This is a genomic window from Campylobacter concisus (genome assembly GCF_902460415.1).
Lineage (GTDB): Bacteria > Campylobacterota > Campylobacteria > Campylobacterales > Campylobacteraceae > Campylobacter_A > Campylobacter_A concisus_Y.
The window spans coordinates 381,629-407,540 of record NZ_CABPTY010000002.1 but is presented as its reverse complement, the minus strand read 5'-3'; the positions used below and the strand labels follow the sequence as shown (position 1 = coordinate 407,540).

Here is a 25,912-nt window from a genome sequence, read left to right as displayed (position 1 = left end):
CTGTAACTATCTTTTCACCTTGGTATACAATATCTCCTACACTTAATTGTCTTACCTCTCCTGTTAAGTCATTAAGTGCTCTTGCTATTCCTCCATTTACGCTTTTAACTACTCCGGCTTCTTTAGCCATCATGTTCTCCTTATTGTTTATAGTATTTGAAATTTTGAATGAATTATATAAATTTTAGAAGGACTTGTCTATTGTACTGGGGTACAATGTTGAAAAATTTGTATGGCTAGCTTTTATCTCAGCCCTCTAAAATTTAGCCTTTGCCTTTAGAATTCTTAGCATTAGTTTTAGTAGAAATTGATTTTATTTAAAAATTTAAAGACCTACCAAAATACAAAGTAAGTCTTTAAATATGATCTTATAAAGCCTTTATATCTCCGCCGATAACTCTTAGCCCTCTACTATCAAATATCGCCTTTACGCCAGCTACTTCTATCACGACGCTTGATCCTTCTATCGTTACTTTTGTGCTACCTACTTGATGGATTACCTTATCTTTAGCATTTACCTCATAAGTTGTCTCTATATTGCTAAATTTTGAATTAGCAATCTCAGTGTGCTGGGCAGCTGTTTTTGTTGTGAAATTTGACTTAGCATTTATATCAATGTAGCTATTTGCCTGAAGCACGATATGCTCGTTACTAAATTCATTTATACCTTTTTGTGAATTTAGTTTATAGCCACCATCTATGTTCTGCTCTTTTGTGCCTTTTACCTCTTTCATCTCATCGTTATGTATGGTCGTATTAAGATTTGATTTTACTTCTACAAATTTATCATGTCCCACAAATTCATGACTATCTTGACCTACTCTTGTATTGTTGTCAACAGCTACATTTAGCGTATTTGAGACGCCCACTACTGTATCTTTTGAAAGTCCAACTGTTGTTAGATACTCGCCTCCGACATTTACATTTTTTGCTAGATCTATCGTCTGAATGTGGGCTTTTTTTACTCGTTCGGTATAACTTCCATGCACCTGTGAGCTTTTGTCATTTAGTATTGTTTGAGAAAAGTCGTTATTTACAAGCTCGTCATAGTCCTTTTCTGCTTTTACATAAATTTGCTCTTTATTTTTTAAATTTGATAAAGTGATCTCGTTTATACCAGTCTCATTTGCACCAATTGTTTTTGAGCTAAGAGATGTTTGGTGATAGTTACTATCCACATTTACAAGTGGCGTATTTGAGGCATTATATAGGCTACCACTTACCACTGGGTTGTCTATATCGTTTTGTAAAAAAGAGATGATAACCTCATCGCCGATCCTTGGTATGGCAAAAAATCCTGAGCTATTGCTAGCAATAGGCGTTATCACTCTTAGATAAGCACTCTTGTGATAGCTTGCGTTGATAGCGTCGTCTTTATCGATTATCTCTTGCGTACTAAAAGCATTTAACCTAACCTTTACCCTACCATAGCTATCAGTATGGATCGTGTTATTTTGGCTGTTTAGTCCATCTTGACCGACTACAAGACCTAGCGTGATATCTGGTGCTTTTGGCTTTTGCTTGTAGCTTGGGACAAATTTCACACTACTTGGAATGATGCTTATCTCGTTTGTGTATGAGCTTATAAATTTTTTATCTTTAAATGGGACATTATCGCCCAAATTTAAGGTATTTTCTAAAACGCTCTCATCAATATAAGTATGCTTTAAAGCTATTATTTTAAACTCATATTCACCTTTGCTAGCATCAATAGCTACCGAGATATTGTCATTTAAATTTAGCGCAAATACATTTGAGCTAGCGGTAAATTCTTTTAAAAGCATATCGCTTCTTAGTTTCTTAAGGTAGGTGCTAACTTCAAGCAAGCTAGTATCACTAAATGAATACTCATCTAAATTTATATGCTTATCATAGATATTTACCTGCTCGTCAAATATCTTTTCATTTTTACTCTCTAGCACATTTGGATAAGCTGTATTTTGAAAAGAGTGCGTAAAGCTATTTGCTTTTAGCGTCTCGCTCTTTGTTATTTTATTTATGTGTTCGGTTGCTAGATTATTATTCAAATTTACATTAAAACTTACTTTTGTAGCTTCCTTGGCATTACCTGTATCATTTGAAGTAAAATTTTCATTTTGATTGCTATAAGCTAATATAAATGTATCATGAAAGTAAATTTTTTCATTATCTTCGTAAAAATATATGCCACTATCATGGCAAAGTCTTGTTATGAAAGCTAGATCACTCTCATTGTACTGGGCTATAAATTCTCTCTTGTTGTAGTTATTTTTGATATTTGAGAAGTCCAGCTCTTTGGTTAGCCTTTGCTTATTAAAAGCCAAAATATCTTTTACTACTTCTAAAATGCTCTGGTCTGTATAAATTCTATTTGCCCTATTTATGCTTAGTCTATATAGTGGCGAAGTTAGCTTGAATTTAAAGAAGTATTTTTTATCTATATTTGTACTAGTCTCATCATCTACGCCAAGATACTCCACGTCACTTACGATACCGTTAAAGTACATAGTATCGCTTGTGTTGTTGCCAGGAATTATACTTTTGTTAGTTGATGATGGCTTTTTGATGCTTAGCTTTATACTTTTGTCTAGATACTTATATATACCAGCCTGGCCTTTGTCGTTGTATATGCTATCTAAATTTTCATAGAGCGGATTTTTAACCAAATTTATGTAGGCGAAGCACTCTATGCTAAATATACTTTCTAAATTTTCATAAATATCTGCACGTGTAACGATAAATTTATCGTTTGACTCGTTTGCTATCTGAAGAGTTGAGAAAGTATCGTTAGATACGCCGTAGTCCACAAAGCCATCTGTTGCAACTGAGTTACCGGATGCTAGCATGACAGGCTTAGTCAGTGATGATGTTGGCGATGTTAAATTTTTGTCCATTTGTTGCTCTTTCAATCTTTTTTTCGTTTTCTTCTTCTTGTTGTAATGCCTTTTCAAACATTTCAATATCGGTGTCGGTGAGATTACGCATAGTTTTTACACTTTCTTCTATTCCACCTCTTTTTGCTTCTTTGTATTCATTGTAAATTTTTTCTTTTTGGTTATCTATTCCAGTTTTTGCTACTTCAGCAACTGCTTCACATGTTTTGCAACCCAATACACCAAAAGTCTTACCAGTGCCATCAATGACTTCACTAAATTTTGTAAATGTATCTTGCTTTTCGTAATTCTTTATTTCTGAATTATTACTTTTTACATCTAGCTTTTTTTTATTCACGTTAAAGAAATCCACTATTTATTTCCGCCATTTAATAATTTCTCTAAATCTTTTTCATCATTTATAATTTTCAAAATAACCTTTAAAACCTCATAGTCTTTTGGGTCTTGTCCGTGCAATAAAAGCTTTTTAATTAGCCTAAATTTATCGTCTTTAAATTCTTTATATTTTTGAGTTTTTATAAATTTAAGTAGCTCAGGGCTAGCTTTTTTATTGTCTATACCGACACCATTTTCCCTAAAGAAAAATGCAAAGCTCATGCCTATGGACGTTGCTAAACTAGCATTAGCTGATGTTCCTTTTAACAAAAGAGTATCAAAAGTTTTTGTTTTATTTGCATCGTAAGCAAATTCCAATAAATTCGATCTAATCGTTAAATTATTTAATTTTACGCTAGCATTAGCATCGCATCCGAGATCATCTATGTAGTATTTTATATACTTAGCTGTTTCAGTGTCACTTAAATTTTTATTAAAAATGAGCCCAAACATATCCGTGCAGTTTGCTTCGTGTGAATACAAAGATGTTATGAGAAATATAATTATTGCCAATTGCTTCATTGCGCTAATTCCTTTTGAGTTCTATTCTTTAATAAATTATCTAGATCTTTTTCATCTCCTACTATCTTTAATACAATTCTCAAATAACCATAATAATAAGGATCTTGCCCATGATCTAATAGTTTTTTGATTAATTTAAATTTTTCCTCTTTGAATTCTTTATATTTTGGTGTTTTTATAAATTCTAATAGCTCAGGGCTTGCTTTTTTGTCTTTTATGCCATCGTTATTTTCTCTAAAAAAGACTAGGAATTCTGTTGCTATAATTGCAGTTAGCCATTTATCTGGCGTAATATCTTTATTCAAAAGTAAGTCGAACGTTTTAGTCTTATTATTTTCATAAGCAGCATCTAGTAAATTGGAGCCATCATTAGCGAAACTTGGGACTATATTAGCATCACACCCAAGCTCATCTATGTAATATTCTATACATTTAGCAGTATTTTCATCGGTCGTATTTTTATCAAAGATCACAGTAAACATATTTAAACAATTTGCTTCGTGTGAATATAAAGATGTTATGAGAAATATGACTATAACTAGGTGTTTCATATCGCATTTCACATATCATGTTAATTTAAAAGATAAAGATAAAAAGGGCTCATCTGTGTCCTTCTAGCTAGAAGATGATTTTATTAACCCTAGGGGTAAACCCTAGGTTGGTTTTAAGCTTTTTTAGTAGCTTCTCTCCAGTCATCGCTTCCGCTTGTGCCTGCAGCTACGTGTTCCCAAACTATCTTTCTATAGTTCATTGAAACTTTGAAAAGCTCTGTTTTGTCGCTGTTTAGCTTGTCTTGAGCATTTGGACTTACTAGAGTAATATCTGTTATAGTTGCATCTTCTAGTTTTGTAGTGAAGAAATGCTCCGCACCACCACTAGTTGATGTTCTATACCAATAGATCTCAACCTCTGGAAGTCTTTCACCTTGTGTTAAAGCATTGTAAAGAAGTGGAACAGCTTTATTTAGTGATGTAGTAAAACTAAATGGCTTATGGACTCTTTGGCCTGATGGTTGGCCACTTTGTGGATCAGTTGGAACTGTTACTATATGAGAAACCTCTTGAGCCATGATCTCATCTTCGTGACCTGACTGATAGCGATTACCTATACTAGCTTCTGTTGAAGCACCACTTGAAATAAGTCCTTGTGTAGAACCTTTCACTTTAATATACACTGGTTGTGACATATTTACTCCTATTAAAAAGTTTGGATTATTCTATCTTTTATTTACTTTCTGTTTTATTAAAAACATTACTTTTTTAACATATAGCTTTGAAGAGCTTTATGCAATAGATAATTAAACGCTTCCTTATCTTCCTTAGTGCTTTTTAGTACGGCTCCTGAAAGATATTTAAAAAATGAGTTATTCTCGACTATATCATACATTTGGCTATATAGCTCTTTGCATATAAGCTTAACCAAAACAGTATTTATTAGTTCTGTCGAGTCACTAAGAGGAAGAGTTTTCATGATTGTTTCCATATCTTTTGTATTTAAAGTCCTAGTCTGCTCACTTATAGGGCTCATATTTGGTTGCAATTTTATACTCTCAACTATCTTTGTCAAAAGCTCATCCATGCTTTTTGCAGTTAGCATATTTTGATTATTTGCATTTTCTTCTTCATCAAAATTTTGAGCTATCTCATTTAAATTTAAAACTGCATCGTGCGCATTTTCATTTAAAGTGATATCTTTTTTATCATTTATCAATGAGTTTATCTTTGGCTCTTCTTTAAAATCAACATTTGAAATTTTACCAACTGGCTCAAAACGTTTATCATCAAGCTTATCAAAATTTTTCGTATTTTCTATTATCTTATGGGCTTTTCCTATATATTCATCAATCCTAGAAGGGTCTATAAATATAAATTTTAACTCCCCTATCCTAAAGACATCACCCAAATTTATGACGCTCTCATAGTCATCTGGAAGCTTTGAATATGAATCACTATAAAAAATTTCACAATCTTTATAGCCACAAATTGTGAAAACCCCCTCTTCAAATCCAACATGAGCGTGTTTGGGTGCGATTGAATCGCTCATATCATTACAAGAAAATTTTGTAGTGTCTAATGAGCCTATATCACCGCCATTTTCATCAAAAATGATAAATTGAGCTGAAAAGCTTGACGCTTTATCGTAATTTTGTATAACTGCTGCTATTTGTTGCATATTTTATCCTTAATAAAGCATCTTCTTTGGTAAATTTATCGTTGGTATGATATCCATAAGCTCTAAAAGCTCTCCTCCATTTGGTGTTACTTCAAAGCCAAAATACGAATCTCTTCTACCATCAAAATTAAGCGTACTAACGCCAACGCTACTAAAATTTGAAGCCTTTAATATCTTATACCAGCCCCATTCTCCATCAAAACTTAGCTCTTTTCTCTCACTTCCAGTGCTTGAAACTGCATTGAATTTAAACTGTGTTGATATATCAAAATTTTTACTTGAAACTATCAAATTTGAGGCGATTGTATGATCATAAGTCAAAGAGTTATTAGAATAACTAATATTTATATGACTAAAATTTGCCGATAAGTCGACAGCTTTTAAATTATAATTTAATTTTAGCTCATCATTTGAATCAAGCATTAAATTTGAAATTCTGTCTATATAGGCAATATTTTTAAGGAAATCCCTACTAAATCTTAGCTCTTTTGCATATTTTGGTCTTATTTTATAACCATCAGCGGTTTTACTTAAGATTTGTTTTAGATATCTATCATAAAAGCTATTCCAAGTTCCGTTTTTGCCAAAGAATCTTTTAAATTCTTCTATGCTAACAGCCTTTGGAGATTGTTCATTAAATGGATAAAATGGCTTGATAAGACTTTCAAAATCATCAAAAACATCATCTCTATATGCTGTTGATAAAAGCGCCGAAGCACCATTTTCTACTTGTTTCCATGCAAGTGTCGATAACTTTTGATAATATTCATTTAACTCATCTGGAAGCTTCTTAGCATCATTATTTAAGACAATGAATGGGTCGTTTTCGTTTTTTATGCCATTTATGGCATAAACTATTTTATCATCGTTACTTTGAAGCATTTCGAAGTTATAGTCACTAACTTTTTTATAAACGCTTGTTACATCATTGCTTATAATATCTAGCAAGTCATTAGAATTTAACGCATGATAGTTAGTAAATTTAGCACTAAAATCACTGAAAACACGCTTTATCTCACTTGAAGCAAATCCTAGAGAGTAGATATATTTTAGTAAATTCTCATCATTTAAATTTGTATTTTGATTAGTTAATTTTATTAAAGAATTTAAAGGATTTTCTCTCTTTGACAAGATGTCGAGCTCTTCTATGACCTCTTTTTTTGTGGTAAATTCATTTGGTTCTATTTCTCTTAAAATTTGGCTCCACTTATCAGCATAGTTTTGCAAATAAAGCTCTATTACAGCAATGCTTAGCTCTTTCTTATCATTTGAGCTAATATCTTTTAAAGAAGAATTTGTCTCCATTAGCCAAGATTCTATTCCAGCTGTTTGATCTATGTTTGAGCTAAGCTTTGATAAGAAATCTCTTAAATTTTCTTTTGTATAAATTTTATTAAATGGCTTAAATGCTTCTTTCTCTTGGACTACTGTGTATAAATTTTCAATATCTTTTTTAATATCATAAAAAGATTTATCGTCTTTAAATGATATGAACTCAAGTATATAGTAGAGTCTTTGTGCTCTTTGAACAGGTGATAGTCTCGTATTTGCTATACTTTGAGCAACTGTGTCCGCAGTTATGTTTAAATTTTCTGCCTTTAAAATAGCCTCAATATGAGCTAAGAATTCATCTTTTGCAACGCCATATTTTTCAAATTTATCCCAGTTTGTGCTAATCCAAATTTTAAATAAATCCACATTTGTGTAGTCTTTGTCAAAGAGTGAATCATACATATAAAATGCTTTTATTAGCTTATCTGGATCGCTTTCATTTTTTAGTATATTTTCCATTTCAGTTAAAACTGTATTTTTGAAAAAATCAGCATTTAAATCATAGTAAAGCGCTTTAACTGGAGTAAAGCCTTTATACGAAGTATCTAGTGTTATATACTCAAATTTAGTATCACCGCTGAAGATTCTTGGATAGTCATTTAGACTTTGTTTTAGTAAATTTAGAAGCTCAATCTTTTGTGTCGGAGAGAGATCCTTGTATTTTTTACCATCAAGGTATGAAGAAATTTTATTTGCATTATTTATAGCATTTTGCTCTTTTATATTTTTAGTATCTAAAATAAAACTAGAACCCAAATATACTCCAGCACAAAGTATGGCTACTAAAACAAAATTTGCAAATTTTGTAAATCTATTTTGAGCACCAAATTTATTTAAGTTAGCTTTAAAAGCTATCTCTTTTAAAAATGATTTTACAAAATAGCTTTGTTTACTATAGTTATTTACCGCTCTTAAAAGTGGTTTTTTGATGTTATATCTATCGCAAATAGTGTTTGTAAGGTAGTTTATAGGTATATTTTCTTGATAAGCACTGACGAAATAAATTCCATTTATGGTTGAGCTATTTTTAAGTGCATTTTGAGAGCTTAGCTTTGTTACAAAATCTTTCACTAAAGCAAAAAAATTATCAAGTTGTTTTAAAAATAGATATGAACGTTTTTTATCTTCCAATAAATGCGAAATCGAGTTCTTACTCATGAGATGTTTAAATAGTGACTCGCTTAGGTTTTTTAGTTCAGTTTCTAGTGATTGTTTTGAGAAATTTGGATCTAAGTTTATTCCTAGAGCTTTATTTGCCACATCTTCATTGAAAAGCCTAAAATAATCTCCCATGCCATCTATTAAGTCAAGTTTGCTAAAAACAATATAAATAGGGAATTTAATATTTAGATGTTTCTCACAATCATTAACCCTTTTTATCATATATCTAATTAATTCATCAAAATATTCTTGCGTGCCTTCAAGGAATTTTTTAGTATCTATGATTAAAACCGCACCACTTAATCTAGCGTTAAAATCATTTCGTTTTAAAAAGTGTAAAAATTCACTCCAGATACTTTTTTTAAGCAAGTAATCCCTATTTTTATCTACATCATCTTCAGGAAGCTCTTCAGTAGCTGTTGGCTGATACAAGCTCTCTTGTGCAAAATGTATACCCTCAGTATCTAAAAGTGCACCAAATTTTGATATGTAAAGATTAAAGTTTGTTGTACTTTTGTGTATTTTTTTATAAGTATCTAAACTATCAGATAGTGGAAATTCGATATTTGAGTAGTTTATAAATGCGCTCTTTCCAGCACCTTCATTACCCATTATCATTATTAAAGGTAATTTTTTAAAATTTATATCTTTTTTCCATGTTGTTTTGGCATCTTTCAAAGAAAGTATAAAATTTCTTTTTGCCTTACCAAAACTATCCATAGACTCTTTTTTTATCTCTTTTAGCTTATTGTTTTTTTCATCTTTTTGAGATGCTAAATAGTGCATTAGTGGCTTGATTAAAACAAAAAATAAAATAACTGCCCAAAATGCAATTAATATAGTGACTCTTGAACTTATACTAGCAAAGCTATATACATCGTTAAAAGCTATAAGTGGAGCGTAAAGCCAAAATAAGACGCTTAGTGCAATAGAAGCTACCAAAATTGTACTGTGTTTGAATCTAAAAAAGACAAAAAATCTTCTTAGGTAATCGATAAATGCCATTGATGCACATCCTTTTACAAATAAATATATTTCTTTAATGTAATAATAACAAATATTTTAGATTTTATATCTAAAAATTTAAGAGCAAATCCTAAATTTTATAAAATTTGACATATTTTTATTACTTTTAAGCCTTGCACCAAGGCCTATTTTACTATAACTTTCATCTATCCCAAGCTTTAATTGCATCTTTGGAGAATAGTTTATTTTTATGTATAAATCGGCAACAAATTCATTGTTCGTAAAAAAGATAAGAGTATCTTGAAGCTCTTTAAACTTTCTTCTTTTTGGGAAAAAATCAATAGCTTCTTCATAATCTATGCCATTTATATAAACTGCTATCTTAGTTTGTTTCTCAAAAAGCTTTTTACCAAGTATAAAATTTCTACCCAAAGCCCTATTTTTGATGCCAAGCGAATTTAAATTTGAAGGTGCTATGAAAATTTGATTTGGTAGATTTTCTAGCAAAAATAGTTTATTTTTTAAATTAAAATGACGCTGCAAGGCAAACTCAATCTCTCTTTTAGGTCTTCTTTGACTAATAATAAGCGGAGAAAATGGTAAGAATTTTTTTGCTAATTTTTTATTGCTTATGTTTAATATATCTAATAAAATCTTTGAAATTTTATCATTAAGCTCTTTTTCAAAGGATCTTGCATAATTTTTTAGACTAATGCTATCAAAGAAAAGCCAAAGCAAGTAATTATCAAAAAAGTCAAAAAATTTCTCGAAATTATTATCGTTACTCTTTGAGATCTTTTCTAAAATATAGCTTGTAAGATGCGAGCCACTTCCCAAAAGACCCATAAAATTTACGACGATTTTTACTGCATCCTCTTTATTTAAGCTCTCAAGCTCATTAATCGGATAAGCAAAACTTGGACTATTTTTTAAAAAAATATCTCTTCTATCGTGGTGCTTTAGGCAGTTCTTTACTAATTTAAAAAAAGAAGCTTGATTTAGTTCTTTGTTCATATTAATTTTTTTGTACCACCTAAAAAGTCATAATTAAGCAAAATTTTACTCTTTATACACTTTATTTTAAGCTCGCAAAATGAATTGATTGAGGCAAATTTTGATAAAAATTTAGCCAAATTTATACCTAAAACATAGACATTTCCGATACTCTCAAATTCACTTTCATCTATATAGAATATGCAGAGCAACCCTCTTTTTGCAAAGCCTTGATCAACTCTATAAATTTGCTTTGTTTTTATATCATAAAGCGAGTTGGCAAATTTTTTAAAAAACTCATCATCTGGTGCGCTAAATGTATTAAGAAGTGCTAAAAAAGAGCCCTTCTCTAGTATACTTTGATAGCTAAAAGATAAGATACTAACTAGTTTCCAAAGAAGATTTCCATCTATTTTTACTCGCTTTACACTAGTTGGAATAGTTAAATTTTTAGTTGTTACACCTTGGTGGGATAACACTCTATCTATCTCACCAAGCTTTAGATTGCAAGGTAAATCACCATTGCAGCAAAACGCATCTATGCTGATGGTTTGATCTTTAGAGTCACTTTTAAAAAAAGAAATTTCTTTATAAGAGTTTAGTTTTATATCTGTTTTATTGCTGACAAAATAATAATCTTTTGCTCGCTCATCATTTAAAAATTCGAATCTCTCAAAACTTTTATAGTTTTTTAATATCCTTTTTTCATTATTACTGCTGTGGGCGACCACCTTACTGATTGAAACGATTTCATAAGCATCGATATTTGAGCGATCTAGAAAAATTCTATATTCGCTTCGCCTATTGTTATTCAAAATAGGCTCGGCACTCATTGCAAATAAATTTATTGCAGGCGTAGCAAAAAGAGAAAAATACTCTAGCCTTGGCACATATCCACTTGGCATATCTTTTGAAAATATAAATTTAATATTAAAGCTTTTTGCGGAAAAATTTTTAAGAAAGCCAAGTCCATTTAATCGCATAAAATTTAACTTTGAAGGAAAAAATGATAGCTCTTTTAAAAGCTCAAATGCTTCAAATCCAAACTCATCACTCTTTATCAAACGCTCATCAAACTCATCTAAACTAAGTTTATCAGGGCTTAACTTTATCTCTTGATCGCTATCTTCAAAACTTATTGTAATAAATTTCAAGTAATTTTTTAGCCACATTAGGAGCGTAGAAGAGAAGTAAACATTATTTCCAAGATATAAATTTAAAAAATCTATATCAAGTTCTTTTGTGCTAAGCTCGTCCTTTGTAACGCTTATATTTAAATTTAGAAGATAATCACTCTTGTTGTTTGTCATAAAAGCTTTTGTTATCTTTAAGGGAAGTAAATTTATGTCAAAGATCGTTTGAAATTTGCACGTTATGCCATTGATCTGCTTTGACTCGACTATACTTCCTTTTGGTATAAATTCTCTCACCCCAGAGAAGTCATCTCTTAAGGTAAATTCTTGCATACAAGCTGATGGAAAAGGATTTGTATAGCTTGGCATTAAGATATTTACTAAAGACTCAGCGATTAGTGGGATATTTTCATCTAGTTCTTGCCTAATCCTAGATGTCAAAATAGCCATATTTTCTATTATACTCTCGACATCAGGATCTTTGCTTTTAGTATCTAAAAAGGGTGCTACTTTTGGAAAATTTTTAATAAAAAGAGCTCTTGTTTCATCAAGATACGCCATCTCTTTTTGAAAATAAGCTAGATTATTTTCATTATAGTCCATTATAAAATCTCACAATATCTATTGTTTTTAAAGATAACCTTTAGCAAATATTCTTTGAAATTATCGTTTTTATGCTTGTAGTTTATATTAAAGATGATACGCCAAGGCTTTAGTGAGTCATCATATCCGATAGATGTTACTTCTATTCTATTCTCATTTGAGCTGATTAATTCATATATTGCCATACCAAGTTTATGACCAAGCTCGTTTATCTCAACACCCATCGACCAAAGATCAATAATACTATCATTTAATCGGCCGTAGTTACCAAGTCTAGAGTTTAAGATAGTATCAATGTGATCTTTTATGTCGCTGTCTAGATCTTTAAAATATGGACGTAGCTTTGATTCATCACTAAATTCATACAAAATTTTATCTATCAGCGACATAGCAAGCTTACTCTTTGTCTAGTTTTCCGACCAAAGAAAGCTCGAAATTTGCTCCCATAAATTTAAAGTGAGGTCTAGCTAGAAGCTCTATTTTATACCAACCAGGCTCGCCGGCTATATCACTGACGATTACTTTTGCGCTTCTAAATGGTCTTCTACTTCTAACATCTGCTGGTGGATTTTCCTGATCTGAGATGTATTGTCTTAGCCATTCATTTAAGCCGCGCTCAACATCGCTACGCTCTTTCCATGTACCTATCTCTTCTCTTTGAAGCACTTTTAGATAATGAGCCAAACGAGAGATCAAGAACACATAAGGCAGTTGAGTTCCGAGCCTGAAATTTGTCTCAGCAGCTTTACCTTCTGGAGTATTTGGGAAAATTTTAGGTTTTAACGCAGAGTTTGCTGAGAAAAATGCAGCGTTATTACTATCTCTTCTTAAAGTAAGAGCGATAAATCCATTTTCTGAAAGTTCAAATTCTCTTCTATCTGTGATCAAAACTTCGGTTGGAATTTTTGTTTGGACGCTTCCATAATTTTCATAAGTATAAGTTGGAAGATCTTTTACGGCACCGCCACCTTTTGGCCCAATAATATTGCCGCACCATCTATAATCAGCAAAACTATCTGTAAGCCTTGTAGCAAACGCATAAGCTCCATTGCCCCAAAGCATATCATCATGATTATTTACAGTTTCTCTATAATTAAAGCTCTTTATAGGGTTATCTTCTGGCACATAAGGAGATCTTGTAAGAAATCTATTTACCATACATCCTGTGTATTTTGCATCTTCATTTTCTCTAAAAGTTCTCCATCTTGTATATTGTGGACCTTCTAGCATGCTTTTTAGATCTTTTATATTTTCAAGCTCACCAAAATTATCAAGTCCGAAAAATTTAGCAGAAAGAGATGTAAGAAGCGGCGAATGGCTCATTGCAGCAATTGATGACATTTTATTTAAAAAAGTCATATCTTGATTTGATTTATCTAGCTCATAATCAGCCACTATCGCACCAACTGGCTCGCCACCAAACTGTCCATATTCGGCTGAATAAATTTGTTTATAAAGTGTACTTTGGGTTATGTCTAGGTTGTTTTCAAAATCATCTAAAATTTCTTCTTTTGTAGCATCTAAAAGATCAATTTTTACATTTTCATTAAAATTCGTTCTCTCGACCAAAAATCTAATTCCACGCCAAGTTGATTCTAGCTCTTGGAAAGATTTATTGTGTAAAATTTCATCCATTTGAGCAGATAAAAGGGTATCAATGTGAGCTATCATCTCATCAAGTGCGAGCTTATTTATTTTATCTTCAGCATTATTTGTTGTTATTATATTTGAAATAAACTCAGCAACTCCTTGCTTTACAACACTATAACTCTCGTCATCTTTTGAATATTTACTCCTTTGCATTATGCTTTCAATGATAGGAGTTTTAACTTTAGTTTCAGACATTTTTATTCCTTATCTTGTTCGTCTTTAATCTCTAAAAGAAGTTGTTTTCTACTATCTTCATCTTTTATAGCTTCTAAAACCGCTTTTCTAAAATCAGGCATATTGCCCATAGGACCTTTTAATGCAACTAAAGCTTTTCTAAGCTGTAAAAGTTTTTTTAGCTCAGGAATTTGATTTATAATATTATCTGGATTAAAATCATGGATGCTTTCAAAATCAAGATCAACATTTAAGTCTTCATTATTAGAATTTAGCTTATTTTTTACAGAGAAATTTGTATGAATATCTAAGCTTTTCATAACCTGATCAAAATTTATTTTATTGATAGAAATCACTTCACGATCTTCAAGTGGAGTTTGGTTTTCACCAGTTAAATTTGCAACTACCATAAGTTTTAATGGAAGCTCTACATCAGCCTCTTGGTCATTTGTCTTAGTTTTATAAACTATATTTATGCGTTCTTTTGGTGGGATTAGATTATCTGCCATAGTAACATCCTTTTTTCGTAAATGATTTAAGAATTATATTTAAATAAAATTAAAGGTGATTTAAAAAAACATATTTTATCACACAAATGTTTTTGCCTTTATATATATGTCTGATAAATAATCTTTAAGCTCGGTATTTTCTATGAAATTAACTATTTGTGCATAGGTAGCTTTTGCATTATTATTCATACCTTGAGCAGTAAAAATTTTTGATAATTCAAGCATAAAATTAAGCTCGCTTTGAGCACTTGAAGCATGCTTGCTTTTGTCTAGTTCTTTTATTAGATCTTCAAAACTCATATCTTTTTTACTATCACTGCTGGAAGTAAATTCCAAAGAGTTACTTTTAATAAAAAATTTACTTATATCTTCACTAAAGAAAGCTTCTCCGCTTTGAAATTTGAGCTTTTTTATATCTGGAAATTTATCAATAAAATTTAAAACCATATCACAAACAAGATCGATTTGCCTTGCAAGTCCAGCGCTATTTAAAAATTCGCAAAATATTTTAATGCCTTCTATCCAAAATGGATTAAGTGCTAAATTTCTTATAAATTTTTCTAAATTATCAAGATTTAGTTCATTACTTTTTTTAAAAAGCATAATCAGATTTTCATCAGGGTAACGTATCTGCGTCATTTGATCGCTACTTGATGGAAGTGCCTTTATTCTACCCCACATTGCTTCAAAAATTAAAGCATAAGCGGTAAAATTTTTAATATCACTCTTTAAAAGCATTAGTGATAAATTTATAAAATATTCTCTAAATTCTCTATCATTAAATGTACTAATGTCATTGCCGCTAAATGAAACGCTTTGATCGTAAGTTGGCTCAGTTTTAGTAATTACTTTTGGCTCTTTAGCTTTTAAAATTTCTTCTTTTTTTTCTTCTATATAAAGCGTATCAAAATGTGTGCCAAACTCTTGCGAAAGCTCAGGCACAAGGTCATTAAACGCTTTTGCGTCAGCTTGATCCAAAGCTTTATCATTAGCTTGAGTAAAAAGCTCTATTGTTTGAGCTATTATCTTTTTTTTAGTAGGTAGCTGCTTTTCATTTTTTGCAAGTGAATTTGGCTCTTTTTTCAAAATAGATAGAAAAAAGGAAAAGGCTTTTATAAGTGTCTTAAAAGCCTCTTTGTCGTTTAAATTTATAGCAGAAATCGCTAAGAAATTTAAAAGCTTAGCGTCAAGACTAAATTCACTTAATGCCTTTAAAGATGAGCTAAATACATAATCCCACTTTATACTGTCATGCATCAAAGTTTTATACTTTGACATTTCATCAGTTAAACTAATATAAAGCTCATTCTCTAAAAAATCTTCATTAAATTTATTACAAAAATTATCTTGCACTTACTTGTTATCCATAAAATTCTCTATCTTATTATTTAGGATACTATCGTTTCTGATATTGTTTTGATCCATAGAATATGTACTATATAAAAATGCAGCTGCAATCATAGCAATGGCTAGCAAAATGAAATAAAATTTTAAACGCTTTAACGAAAATACCTCAAGAAAACTTTTCTTTGTCTGTTTTAAGTAGCTCTTTTCAAATACATTTTCATCAGCCTTTATGAGCGGAGAAACGGCTGCAGCTATATTTTCACAAAGATAAGAGATTTTTTCATTGCAATCTTCTTGGGTTTCATATTTTCCCTTATAGCCAAGCACCAAACAAGCATATATAAATTCCAAGAAATCTTTATTTTTGCCAACATTTTCAAACCACTTATCCATAATGCCAAAGAATTTATTTCCACCTAGATTTTCATTAAAAAATCTTGTTGTCAGGGTATTATTGGCCCAAAAGCTGTTCATAAAAATTTCATTTTTTAGCAAGCTCTCATCTATAAAAACACAAAGGCAATATCTAAGCCTAATAATATCGTCTTCCTCGTAAATACCTAGATTTGATATCTTTGAAGTAGTGCTTAAGATATCATTTATCAATTTTTCACGTAAATTTGCCATTTCACTTTGTGAAAAATTTTGTAGTTTTGAAACCCTATTTGCCAAAAGAAGTAATGGTAACACGTGATCTAGTGCAAGATTTGTGCCAAGACCTAAAAGATTTGTTTGACTTAAAACTGAGGTTTCATTTTGATTTTCGTTCATTTTTATCCTTATAATAAAGCCCACATTTTAATGTCAGCATTTGGTAAATTTGCTGTTATATAAACGCTAATCACATTTTGATTTGCAAAGCTTTTAAAAATTTCATCTTTTTTGTCTATCTTGTAATAGATATAATCGTTTAACTTTGGTAAAGTACTAGGAACAACAGAAATTTGCTCTACGTTTATACCTCTTAGCTGTGAAGAAACTATGCCTTTTATATTTGATTGAGTATGGATTTTGCATTGCTCTTTGAAATTTTTAAGAAGATACTCATTTTTTGTATCGCTGTGAATAGCAAAATAAATTTCTGAGTTTTCAATAATGCTTGGATTATCAAAAATACAGTCATAAAAGCCGTGATTATTTTTAACAATCTGTGCCATTATATATTTTGGAGATAAGATATGTGAGAATAAAAGTCTTAGATTATTTATCAAAGGCACAAAAGTTTGAGTTAGGTTATTGTGATCGTAGGCTATAAATTCGCTAAAACTATTATCGTGACTAAGTGCCAACAGATCAGACTGAAAATCAACTAATTTTTCATACAAATACTCTGGGTGAAATTTATCTTTCTTTAACAAATAAGAGAATATTAAATGCCATTTTTTTAGCATATTTAGTGTTAAATACGTTGAAAAATCAAGTCTATTTTTAGCCTGATCAATACCTCCTAACAACCCAAAATAACTCTCTTGATGTTGCTTTGTAGCAAAGCTAAGCTCCTCTATAAAATTTGTTATAAAGGTGTTTTTACTAATGTTAATACAAGTTGGAATAAATTTTTCGTCAAGTATTATTTGCTTATTTAGGTCTATATTTTTTATTTTACAAATTGGTATGCTAAGCTCGTAAGGCATCTTTGAGCCAAATACTCCAAGAGATGATCTTTGGCTCGCTAGGATTATATTTTCTTTATCTTGTGCAAAGGCAGAAGATAGTTCAAAATCATCTTTATCATCTAACTCGTTTAATATATCGTTGCTAGCTTCATCATGCACTCTTGAGCTAATAAGTGCTTGCTTGGCTGTAAATTTTAAATTTGGTAAATTATTTTGCAAGCTGATATCAACCAGACCTGAGCTAATAGGTAGTTTTAGCACTATAATGGCTGAGTTTAGTTCACTTGGGATTATCTCAAGTGGCTCTGGTAATTCATCTTGATCTGGCGCATTGAAAATCGTACCATCTTGAGAGATACAAGAAATTTTAGTTAGCCCTATTTTGCCTTGAAGCAAAAGATCGCTTGAAATTTCTAAATCTAAAACACCATATAAATTTGAAAAAGAAGAGATGGTTTTTAGGTTTAAATTTCTCTCAAAATATCTTTCTTGTTGCTCGAAATGAACCTTATCAACGTTCATTCCGTTATACCAAACGACTTTTAGCTTTTCAGACATTTTATTTGCTTGCTTGTATTTTAGAGCTACTAGCGTCTAAAACATTTACGCCATTTTTTGTTATTTCAAAAACTATATTTTTTTCTTTTATCTCTTTTGTAGCCTTGTAAGCCTTGATATTTGTCTTGCTCTGATCAGCATAAAGTACCAAAATACCGACATACGGAACCTCGTCAGGATATACATTTGTAAAAGCATATCTATTTGTATTTGGCTGAATTTGTGTTTTTATAGAGTCAATCTTGTCATAGCCTAGTATTTCACCATTTCTCTCGGCTAGATCGATAATGCTAGCTTCTTTAAATTTAGCCACATCTCTTAATTTATAAGCTATGATAGTTATAGGAACATTATCGCCATGATAGTTTAAATTTGAATTTGGCATATTGCTTATAATAAGATCTTTTGCACATCCTGTAAGAAATAGCATAAATACTAAAAAAGATAGAAATTTAAATATTTTTTTCATGAGTTCCTTTACCTGATTTTAATAATATTATTTTTGCGTAATTATATCTAAAAAATTTAGATGATGCTCATTTTAAAATTAATGTTCTTAAACAAAACTTTTATATCAGTTCTCATTCTTTTTTATCGTCTTTGTTATTTTTATTATCTTTACTATTCATACTATCGGCTGCCGCCTGTGCTACTCCAGTAAATATACTTCCTCGGCTTCAGCCTCAGTCCATAAATCCCCATCGCCGACTTTATGTTTATCCCCTTGTGGCATTATAAAGAAGCCAAAATACAAAAACTAAAAAAGAGTGGATTAAAGCGACACCACCTCTTTTTATTTCCATTTTTTGTATATATTCTTTTTTAAAATCGCTCTTTTTTATACCGTTTTTTATCATAAAACATACGTTTGCAAATATTAGCAATACAGCCATAGCATCAACATAGTGTTCTCCGAAAAGAAGTTTTAGGATTATTATACAAATAGCGCCTACTATAAAAAATACTATTGACCCAAAAAATACAATCCAATTCTTCTTCATTACTTATCTGCTTTTTTGTTTTTTTCTTTTTTGCTTTCTACACTATCTGCAATAGCTTGTCCAGTTGTAGTAAGAAAATTTGTTCCTACTTCAGCTGCGGTCTGTAAATCTCTATCGCCAACTTTTATATTTTTACCAAAATTTCCTGCTATATTGCCGAATGCACCAAAAGTTCCACCGGCAAAACATTTTGCGGCTACTCTCTTTACATCTAGATCTTTTGATCTGTCTTTAAGTTGAGAATATAGCTCGGTAGATGAGTTAACAAAAGCGTCACTACCTATTGCTGATAGTAAATTACCAACACCTATTACCATACCTGTACCAAATTTGCCTTGTAAATTTATTTTCTTAAGTATATTAATAATACCCATAAGATAGACTCGATAACTACATAGAATAAAGCTACGCTAGCGTACTTTATCTCCATGTGTTTAATGTTATCGCTAGTGAGATCAATTTTTTTGATACCGTTTTTTGCTATAACGCCGCTGAATACTATCGCAAATTTCTTCATTGTTTATTATCCATATCTGACTGTATTACGCCGCCTACTAGTCCAGTACCTACTTCAAATATAGTCTTATAGTTACCATCTTTGCCTCTTGGTATCTTCTCGCCTATCTTTCCGGCTATATCTGTTGCGCTTCCCACTCCTGCTCCAATTATACCCTTAATAATCACTCTTTCTCCATCTATATCTTTTGAAAGATCAGTTGCTTGAGAATATATTTCACTAGCTGCATTTCCAGCAGCACCTCTTGTTATGGCGCTTAGCATATGACTAGCTCCGCCCGTATATAATCCTACGGCAGTATTTATAACAGCCGATAATGGGTCGTAGTTATTAAAACTATTGTTGTTTTTACTATACTGTGAATATGTATCTATGCCCGCACTTATAATGCCACCTGTTACTATACCCACTGTTTTAGAGCTATCATAAAATTTAATATCTTTTGTCATATCTTTTAGTAAAGTACTAGAGCTACTTTCCGGAGCAGATATCTTTGGCTTACTGACTGTTATAAAATAACCTTTATCGTTAGTAATTTTATAAACCTCTACTGGTTTATTGTTTTTACCTAATTGCTGATATATCACTTTATTCCCTGTTATATCAATACTACGAGCTACATACTCTTTACCGTTATGTCTTAATATACCGTCGCTACCTAATTTTCCTCCTTTTGGGGTATTGGCTAATAGTTTTTCGTTTATCCTTGCTTGCATCTCTACAAATGGAGCTTTTATTGCATTTTTTGAACTAGAGTACAGAGCTGATGATAGCTGTTTTGCAGCACCGACGGCCGGTTTAGTAAACGGTATAAGTATATCGCTTGTATCTCCTAGTCCTATGGTATGCTCCGGGTTCCAATCTTTATCCTCATACTGCTCTTTGGTTGCGGTGTATAAAGGATAACTCGTCATACTCTCTTTATAAACGTCTGTAAAGTACAGATTTCTCTCTTTGGCAGTAGTTGCCAATATATCATACGCCTCATCTATTTTATCCCTATCAAATACCATGCTATACCTAGGCACCTCGACTTCATCGGCGCTTTCTAATGTAGATACAACATGTTCAAAAGCTTCTTTTTGAGATTTATCGACATTCGTTTTAGCTGCAAGAATAAAAATGTTTATTGCCTGGGCATAAGGTACGTTATTTTCTTTACTATATCTATATGCTAATTCCATCGCAAGATCATGTTCATTGCTTGTTAGCATCCTATTAGTCCCTAAATTCTTATCCAGTTTTGCAAATTCTCTATTGTTATTTATCATGCTTGATGTTACAGCTGTTGTTAAAGGCGTTTTAGAAAAACCTTTATCGTTTAGCCATAGAGCATGAGAGAAATATCTAGTTGCAAAGTCTGAGAAATTTGATGCGTATTTAGTATCATCATCTCTGTTTTGATTTATATCTATATGATCTTATATATCCATAGATCTTTGGTTTTCATGGGTTATGGTTTTTACAAGATCTTTCATATTGGTTATGTTTTTGAAATTTATATAGCTAGATCCAGTTTGCAAGCTTGTAAAACCTTTTATTTCTTCGTTATTATATCCTCTTTCATTTTTTGTAAGTAAGGCTGTGCGGTATAGTCTTTCTCAAAGCTTTCTTAAAAGCCTTTAAGAAAATTCTTTACAAAGGCTCTACTATGAAGCTCTTCATCTTTACTGTTAAGCTTACTGAAGCTTAACTATTGGCAGTAGCTGGATATTCCTTGGGGTATTTTAAAGGTGACCTAAAATAAAAGCTAGAAGCAAGAATTTAAAACAAATTTATTTTTATGGTATTAAAAGGGTGATGGTTTTATAATCATTGGAATTTTTAAGAGACTGTCCCACTTTAGTAACTAAGTGTTCCACTCTTAAAGGAAATTTTAAAGAAAGGGAAAGAACAAAAGCATCACTGCTAGTGCCTAAAATAGTGTGTTTTGGTGTCACGGGGGAGACTTGAACTCCCGACCTCCGGCTTATGAGGGTTTAAAAATAAACCTTATGTAAGCACCAAAAAGACGGCACACAGCTAGTTTCACACTAGATATCTGCTACATTTTGCTACAAAGTTATATTGCATAGGTAACAAAGATGCAATATCTAGTCAAACGAAATGGCATATACTACTTTAGAGTAGCTATCCCACTATATCTGAGGCCTTATTTTGGTAATAAAACCGAATATATAACCTCCTTCCTCACAAAACGCTTTGATACAGCAAAAAATCGTGCTAAGATCTACTCTATAATTTTTAACGCGATCAAAAAGGCATGGAAGATGAATTTGAGCAGCGAACTTATAGAGCACTTGGTGCTTATGCTTTTAAAAGCCAAGGAGGCCAAAAGTATCAAAGAGCATGATATGCTTGGCAGATATATAAATTTAGATGGACTACTATCACTAAATTTGTTTTTAAAACAGAGTTTAAAAGAAGATAGCTTGCCCAGCGCCATATCAAAAGAGGTTGATGATATCTGCAAAAAGCTATCTTGTACCGACTCTCACACCAAAAAGCTTCTTGGCAAAAGAGTGCTTGAAGCAACGATAGATAACATAAATCACATATCATATAAGATGTGCAAAAACCAAAAGCTACTAAATGATAAGCAACAGATATTTGTACCACTTGGTAAAAAGCACAAGAGTGCAAATTTAGATGATAATACTAAAGACGAGATAGCTAAATGCGTTAAAGAGGCTAACATAGATAGCTATCAAGATAACATAGAGACTTTAAAAAAGCAGAATTTGGTGCTACCTTTTACTAAAAAGTCCTTAAAGCACTCTATTTGCGAGCTAAGAGATGCTATAAATGAGCTAGCCAAGCAAAAAGGCGCACTCACACAAAACGATATTCTAAGAATATTTGGTTGTGAGTTATCACCAGATGGAGACAACGAGCTAAGTGATGATCTAAAATTTGGGTATGGAAATTTAGATGATCCTACCTTTGGTGGTCAGGTAAAGATATACAAGGCAGATAAATATGAAGATAAGGGCATAGTTTTAAGTGATATTGAGACTAAAGACCTTGCGATAGATGATGCAAGTGATGCTAGTGGCATGACTTTCAATGAAGCTATAAATTTCTTTCAAAAGCTCTTCTCAAATAGAGCCAAAAGCTTTAAATCCAATCTAACATCAACTACCAAAAGCGAGAGCAAAGCTGACATGGTCACACTAAAGAGTGCATTTGAAAACTATGTATCAAACACGAGTATTTCAAACAACTGGAGTGATAGCACATTTGGTCTTGTTAGACATGTAGGAAAGCTGATGTTTATGAAATTTGGTGATGGGCTAGATATTAAAAAGATAAAAAGAGATGACTTGCTAAATTTCAGAAATATCTTACTACAACTACCAACCAAGCTCTCTCAAAATAGTCTCTATAAAGATAAAAGCTTAGATGAGATCATAGCTTTAGCAAAGGATAGACCAAAAATTTCTAAATCAACCATTAAGAAGTATATTGTTAGAGTTAGTGAGTTTTTTAAATACTGCTACGATAGCGACTATATAGATAAGAACCCAGCTATAGATCTGCAAATAAATATAAACCAAGATGATGTTACAAATAAAAACCCTTATGAAGATAGTGACGTAAACGCACTTTTGGATATTGTGAGTAAGATTAGATCAAGTGGAGATACCAAAAGCCAAAGGATTAGCAAAGATGAGCTATTTTTTGTTACTCATATAGCAGCTTATTCTGGCATGAGACTAAATGAGATAATCCAGTTAAACACAGATGACATAGTTGAAAAATATAACATAGTATGCTTTAGTTTAAATACAAAAATAGATGTAAAAACAGGTAAGAGTAAGACTTTAAAGACTAGAAACTCTGTAAGGATAGTTCCTATCCATTCTAAGTTAAGTAGCATTGGGCTATTTGAATTTATAGAGAGTAAAAAGAATCTAGCTAGGAAATGCGGCAAAGCAGTTAGGCTATTTAGCTGTGACAATAAAGACTTTTCTGAGTATTTTAGAAAGAAGATCAATACTAAAGTTATAAAAGATGGTGATAAAACAAGGACATTTCACTCATTTAGACACACTTTCATAAACAAGCTCATCCAAAGCGGCCAGAGGGTTGAGCATATAGCTGCCCTTGTAGGGCATGAGCAACAATACAAGATCACTATGAATACTTATGGCGAACCAGTAACTCCTAAAATTCTAAAGGATCTAGTCGAGGAGGTAAATTTTTATCAAGGAGGGGAAGGGTGAGCGTAGTAAACTATTTAAAATGATGGGATTGTTAACATAAATAGTAAAGGTTGATTTATAATTTAAGGTTATTTAAGATTCTAAAATTATGCTTAATTTTATGGCTTTTTAATATTTTACTATATGTTATTTGATTTATCTTAAACGGATCGATAAACAACGAAAAACATAACCTAAACCAGCTTGCATCTGCTATCCAAAAGCCATCTTGTATTTCATTTGGGCGAGGATACTTTTTGTCTGACGAGTCAGACAAAAATACCTCGTTAGGGATAGTCCCTAAAACCCCATATTTATTATACAGCCTAAAAAATTACTGTATTTTGTTCCATAAGAACCAAACACTAATAACTCAAACGCATCTTTATTTTCAAAAAATACCCTCCTTACTGGTTTGTCCAGTAAAGAGGGTACATATCAAAACCCTTCTCTTTTTCTTTTATAGAACTTTTGCGTTATATACTTCTTCGGGCTTAGCGGCCAATAGTCTTGCTGCCATATCTTTTTTCATCTGAATCAAAGTAGTCTCTTCTTCTTCACTTCTATCTTCTTTTCTTGATAATTCAATAAATTCTTTTAGTACAAAACCTGGCTTTATGGTTATAACGACTGTTTTATCTCTATACTTGAATTTAAAATAATATCTTCCATGGGGACTTTCTAAGACTTCTTCAGCTTCTTTTAAATTAATATCAACGGAAATTCTACCACCTGTTACGCATCTTGTTACCATTTCAAAAGCATCTAGCCCTCCCGGTCCCGGAAATGCTGTAATAAGATATATCTCTCTTCTTTCTAATAATTTCCCATCATCTAAAAGTGGAAAGGCTCTACTCATGACTTGAAATGCATGAGCTACTCCCCCGGGATAACCTACACCATGATAGTTTAGTAAATCATCAAAGCTATATTCTAATTCATGTCCTTTTTCTAATACTTTTATTTTATCCATGTTTCTTCCTTTCTTGTTAAAACTACTTCCTCAATATTGTAGCAACTTCATCATCTGATAATTTGTAATCATATTTCTAATACTTTTATTTATCCATGTTTCTTCCTTTCTTGTTAAAACTACTTCCTCAATATTGTAGCAACTTCATCATCTGATAATTTGTAATCATATACATATTCAAAGAAATTCTTTAACTCTACTTCCATGTCCATATCTGAAAACAATTGTGGATACTGTATTTTTGCAGCCCATTTAACTGTAAGCGGAGTTTCAACCCCAGGAGGATCCCACCTATAAACACCTATAGGAATTTTGTATACTTGTTTGTTAGCTACAGCTTTAATTGTTGACCAGTCTCTACCTTCCTGCTTATTTTCAATAAAGTCTTCCGGCATTAAGTCTGAATGATTTCCTAAATAAATGATATCAGGGTTCCATACAATCATCTGCTCCATGTCCACTTCAGCCAATTTACCCTTAAGCTCGTGGGCCGGATTATGGGCTCCACTTGGTTTCATCCAATGGTCGTATGTTTTTACAGCTATTTTCATGTCACTATAAAACTCTATAACTTTTGGTTTATCTTCATCTTTTATTTCAGCTAACTTTGATGTTACTTCATTAATTCCTTTGTCCATATATTCAACTAATAAGTCGCCACGTTCTTTCTTTTGAAGTACTTCAGATATCATTTTTATATTTTCTTTTATACTGTCAAATTCTGCCCTCTTTAAAGCTACTACCTTAAGTCCTGCAGCTTCCATTTTTTCAATTTCTTTCTCAATATTCGAATAAATAAACACTACATCCGGTTTTAGCTTCAATAACTCTTCCACGTTAACAACTGAGTCTTTTGAACACCATTTAGTATTCGCATTAGCTAGTTGTGGATACATGTTTTTTAAAACACTTTCTTCAAAAGCTTTAATAGAAGATGGGTTGCATCCTACAATTTTATCTGTCTTTCCATCAATTGCATATATTATAGACGGAAGAGGCTTGTCCACCGTTGCAATTCTTTCCGGTGTTTTTTCAAATTTAATCGTTTTTCCTCTAACATCAGTAACCGAGTATTCGCTTTCTTTTACCTCTTTAACTTCTCGCACTTGACTAGCTTCTTTTTCCTTGTTTTCACTGATTTCATTTTTATTACTTTGAGAGCTGCCGTCACAAGCATTTAAAATTAATGCTAGTACTAAAAATAATAATAAACTAATCCTTCTTTTCATTTT

The 25,912-nt window shown here is 31.7% G+C and carries 22 protein-coding genes; 1 reads left to right on the top strand and 21 read right to left on the bottom strand.

What is annotated here, in order from left to right; translation table 11 throughout:
- Positions 1-368 precede the first annotated feature (368 nt).
- The 19 genes from FZ940_RS06075 to FZ940_RS05985 all read right to left on the bottom strand — a co-directional run bounded on the left by FZ940_RS06075 (position 369) and on the right by FZ940_RS05985 (position 20,773).
- Positions 369-2,873, bottom strand: coding sequence for a type VI secretion system Vgr family protein (locus FZ940_RS06075; RefSeq protein WP_187422147.1), 2,505 nt, complete (start codon positions 2,871-2,873; stop codon positions 369-371).
- A complete protein-coding gene (locus FZ940_RS06070) occupies positions 2,833-3,225 on the bottom strand; it encodes a hypothetical protein (RefSeq protein WP_148800686.1) in 393 nt (130 codons plus the stop codon). The genes FZ940_RS06075 and FZ940_RS06070 overlap by 41 nt, the downstream gene beginning before the upstream one ends.
- Complete coding sequence (locus FZ940_RS06065) at positions 3,225-3,770, bottom strand: hypothetical protein (protein WP_223155235.1); 546 nt, start codon at positions 3,768-3,770, stop codon at positions 3,225-3,227. Before FZ940_RS06065 ends, FZ940_RS06070 begins: the two co-directional genes overlap by 1 nt.
- Positions 3,767-4,252: a hypothetical protein gene (locus FZ940_RS06060; protein ID WP_148800683.1), complete on the bottom strand. Its 486-nt coding sequence runs from the start codon at positions 4,250-4,252 to the stop codon at positions 3,767-3,769. Before FZ940_RS06060 ends, FZ940_RS06065 begins: the two co-directional genes overlap by 4 nt.
- Positions 4,253-4,434: 182 nt before the next feature.
- Positions 4,435-4,956 (bottom strand): Hcp family type VI secretion system effector, encoded by a 522-nt coding sequence (locus tag FZ940_RS06055; protein WP_054195925.1) that lies wholly within the window; start codon positions 4,954-4,956, stop codon positions 4,435-4,437.
- 65 nt (positions 4,957-5,021) lie between these two features.
- Positions 5,022-5,942, bottom strand: coding sequence for a hypothetical protein (locus FZ940_RS06050; RefSeq protein ID WP_085658348.1), 921 nt, complete (start codon positions 5,940-5,942; stop codon positions 5,022-5,024).
- A 9-nt stretch (positions 5,943-5,951) separates the two neighbouring features.
- On the bottom strand, positions 5,952-9,440 hold the full coding sequence (tssM, locus tag FZ940_RS06045) for a type VI secretion system membrane subunit TssM (RefSeq protein ID WP_148821913.1): 3,489 nt from the start codon (positions 9,438-9,440) through the stop codon (positions 5,952-5,954).
- Between the two features lie 78 nt (positions 9,441-9,518).
- Positions 9,519-10,415, bottom strand: a complete 897-nt coding sequence (locus FZ940_RS06040) for a type VI secretion system baseplate subunit TssG (RefSeq protein WP_148821912.1) — start codon at positions 10,413-10,415, stop codon at positions 9,519-9,521.
- The gene (gene tssF / locus FZ940_RS06035) at positions 10,412-12,130 is read right to left on the bottom strand and encodes a type VI secretion system baseplate subunit TssF (RefSeq protein ID WP_148821911.1); all 1,719 of its coding nucleotides are present in this window, start codon (positions 12,128-12,130) and stop codon (positions 10,412-10,414) included. Before tssF ends, FZ940_RS06040 begins: the two co-directional genes overlap by 4 nt.
- Positions 12,130-12,519, bottom strand: a complete 390-nt coding sequence (locus FZ940_RS06030) for a GPW/gp25 family protein (protein ID WP_054195920.1) — start codon at positions 12,517-12,519, stop codon at positions 12,130-12,132. Before FZ940_RS06030 ends, tssF begins: the two co-directional genes overlap by 1 nt.
- Positions 12,520-12,526: 7 nt before the next feature.
- Positions 12,527-13,975 (bottom strand): type VI secretion system contractile sheath large subunit, encoded by a 1,449-nt coding sequence (gene tssC, locus FZ940_RS06025; protein WP_054195919.1) that lies wholly within the window; start codon positions 13,973-13,975, stop codon positions 12,527-12,529.
- A gap of 2 nt (positions 13,976-13,977) precedes the next feature.
- Positions 13,978-14,463, bottom strand: a complete 486-nt coding sequence (tssB, locus tag FZ940_RS06020) for a type VI secretion system contractile sheath small subunit (protein WP_103604109.1) — start codon at positions 14,461-14,463, stop codon at positions 13,978-13,980.
- Between the two features lie 78 nt (positions 14,464-14,541).
- Positions 14,542-15,816 carry a type VI secretion system domain-containing protein gene (locus FZ940_RS06015; RefSeq protein ID WP_148821910.1) on the bottom strand — a complete coding sequence of 425 codons (1,275 nt, stop codon included), beginning with the start codon at positions 15,814-15,816 and terminating at the stop codon, positions 14,542-14,544.
- On the bottom strand, positions 15,817-16,581 hold the full coding sequence (icmH, locus tag FZ940_RS06010) for a type IVB secretion system protein IcmH/DotU (RefSeq protein ID WP_084110013.1): 765 nt from the start codon (positions 16,579-16,581) through the stop codon (positions 15,817-15,819). It abuts the gene before it with no gap.
- Positions 16,582-16,589: 8 nt separating this feature from the next.
- A complete protein-coding gene (gene tssK / locus FZ940_RS06005) occupies positions 16,590-17,984 on the bottom strand; it encodes a type VI secretion system baseplate subunit TssK (RefSeq protein ID WP_107793916.1) in 1,395 nt (464 codons plus the stop codon).
- Between the two features lies 1 nt (position 17,985).
- A complete protein-coding gene (tssJ, locus tag FZ940_RS06000; RefSeq protein WP_054195914.1) occupies positions 17,986-18,453 on the bottom strand; it encodes a type VI secretion system lipoprotein TssJ in 468 nt (155 codons plus the stop codon).
- Positions 18,454-18,700: 247 nt separating this feature from the next.
- A complete protein-coding gene (locus FZ940_RS05995) occupies positions 18,701-18,985 on the bottom strand; it encodes a hypothetical protein (protein ID WP_107793917.1) in 285 nt (94 codons plus the stop codon).
- Complete coding sequence (locus FZ940_RS05990; protein ID WP_148821909.1) at positions 18,985-19,359, bottom strand: hypothetical protein; 375 nt, start codon at positions 19,357-19,359, stop codon at positions 18,985-18,987. Before FZ940_RS05990 ends, FZ940_RS05995 begins: the two co-directional genes overlap by 1 nt.
- A gap of 139 nt (positions 19,360-19,498) precedes the next feature.
- Positions 19,499-20,773: a hypothetical protein gene (locus tag FZ940_RS05985; protein WP_187422146.1), complete on the bottom strand. Its 1,275-nt coding sequence runs from the start codon at positions 20,771-20,773 to the stop codon at positions 19,499-19,501.
- 813 nt (positions 20,774-21,586) lie between these two features.
- On the opposite strand from FZ940_RS05985, the gene FZ940_RS05980 reads away from it, so the two are divergent.
- Positions 21,587-23,728, top strand: a complete 2,142-nt coding sequence (locus tag FZ940_RS05980) for a tyrosine-type recombinase/integrase (RefSeq protein WP_148821907.1) — start codon at positions 21,587-21,589, stop codon at positions 23,726-23,728.
- 439 nt (positions 23,729-24,167) lie between these two features.
- Here FZ940_RS05980 and FZ940_RS05970 read toward each other — a convergent pair whose 3' ends face one another.
- The gene (locus FZ940_RS05970; protein ID WP_034965947.1) at positions 24,168-24,680 is read right to left on the bottom strand and encodes a hypothetical protein; all 513 of its coding nucleotides are present in this window, start codon (positions 24,678-24,680) and stop codon (positions 24,168-24,170) included.
- 119 nt (positions 24,681-24,799) lie between these two features.
- On the bottom strand, positions 24,800-25,909 hold the full coding sequence (locus tag FZ940_RS05965; RefSeq protein WP_103559558.1) for an ABC transporter substrate-binding protein: 1,110 nt from the start codon (positions 25,907-25,909) through the stop codon (positions 24,800-24,802).
- Between the last annotated feature and the right edge of the window lie 3 nt (positions 25,910-25,912).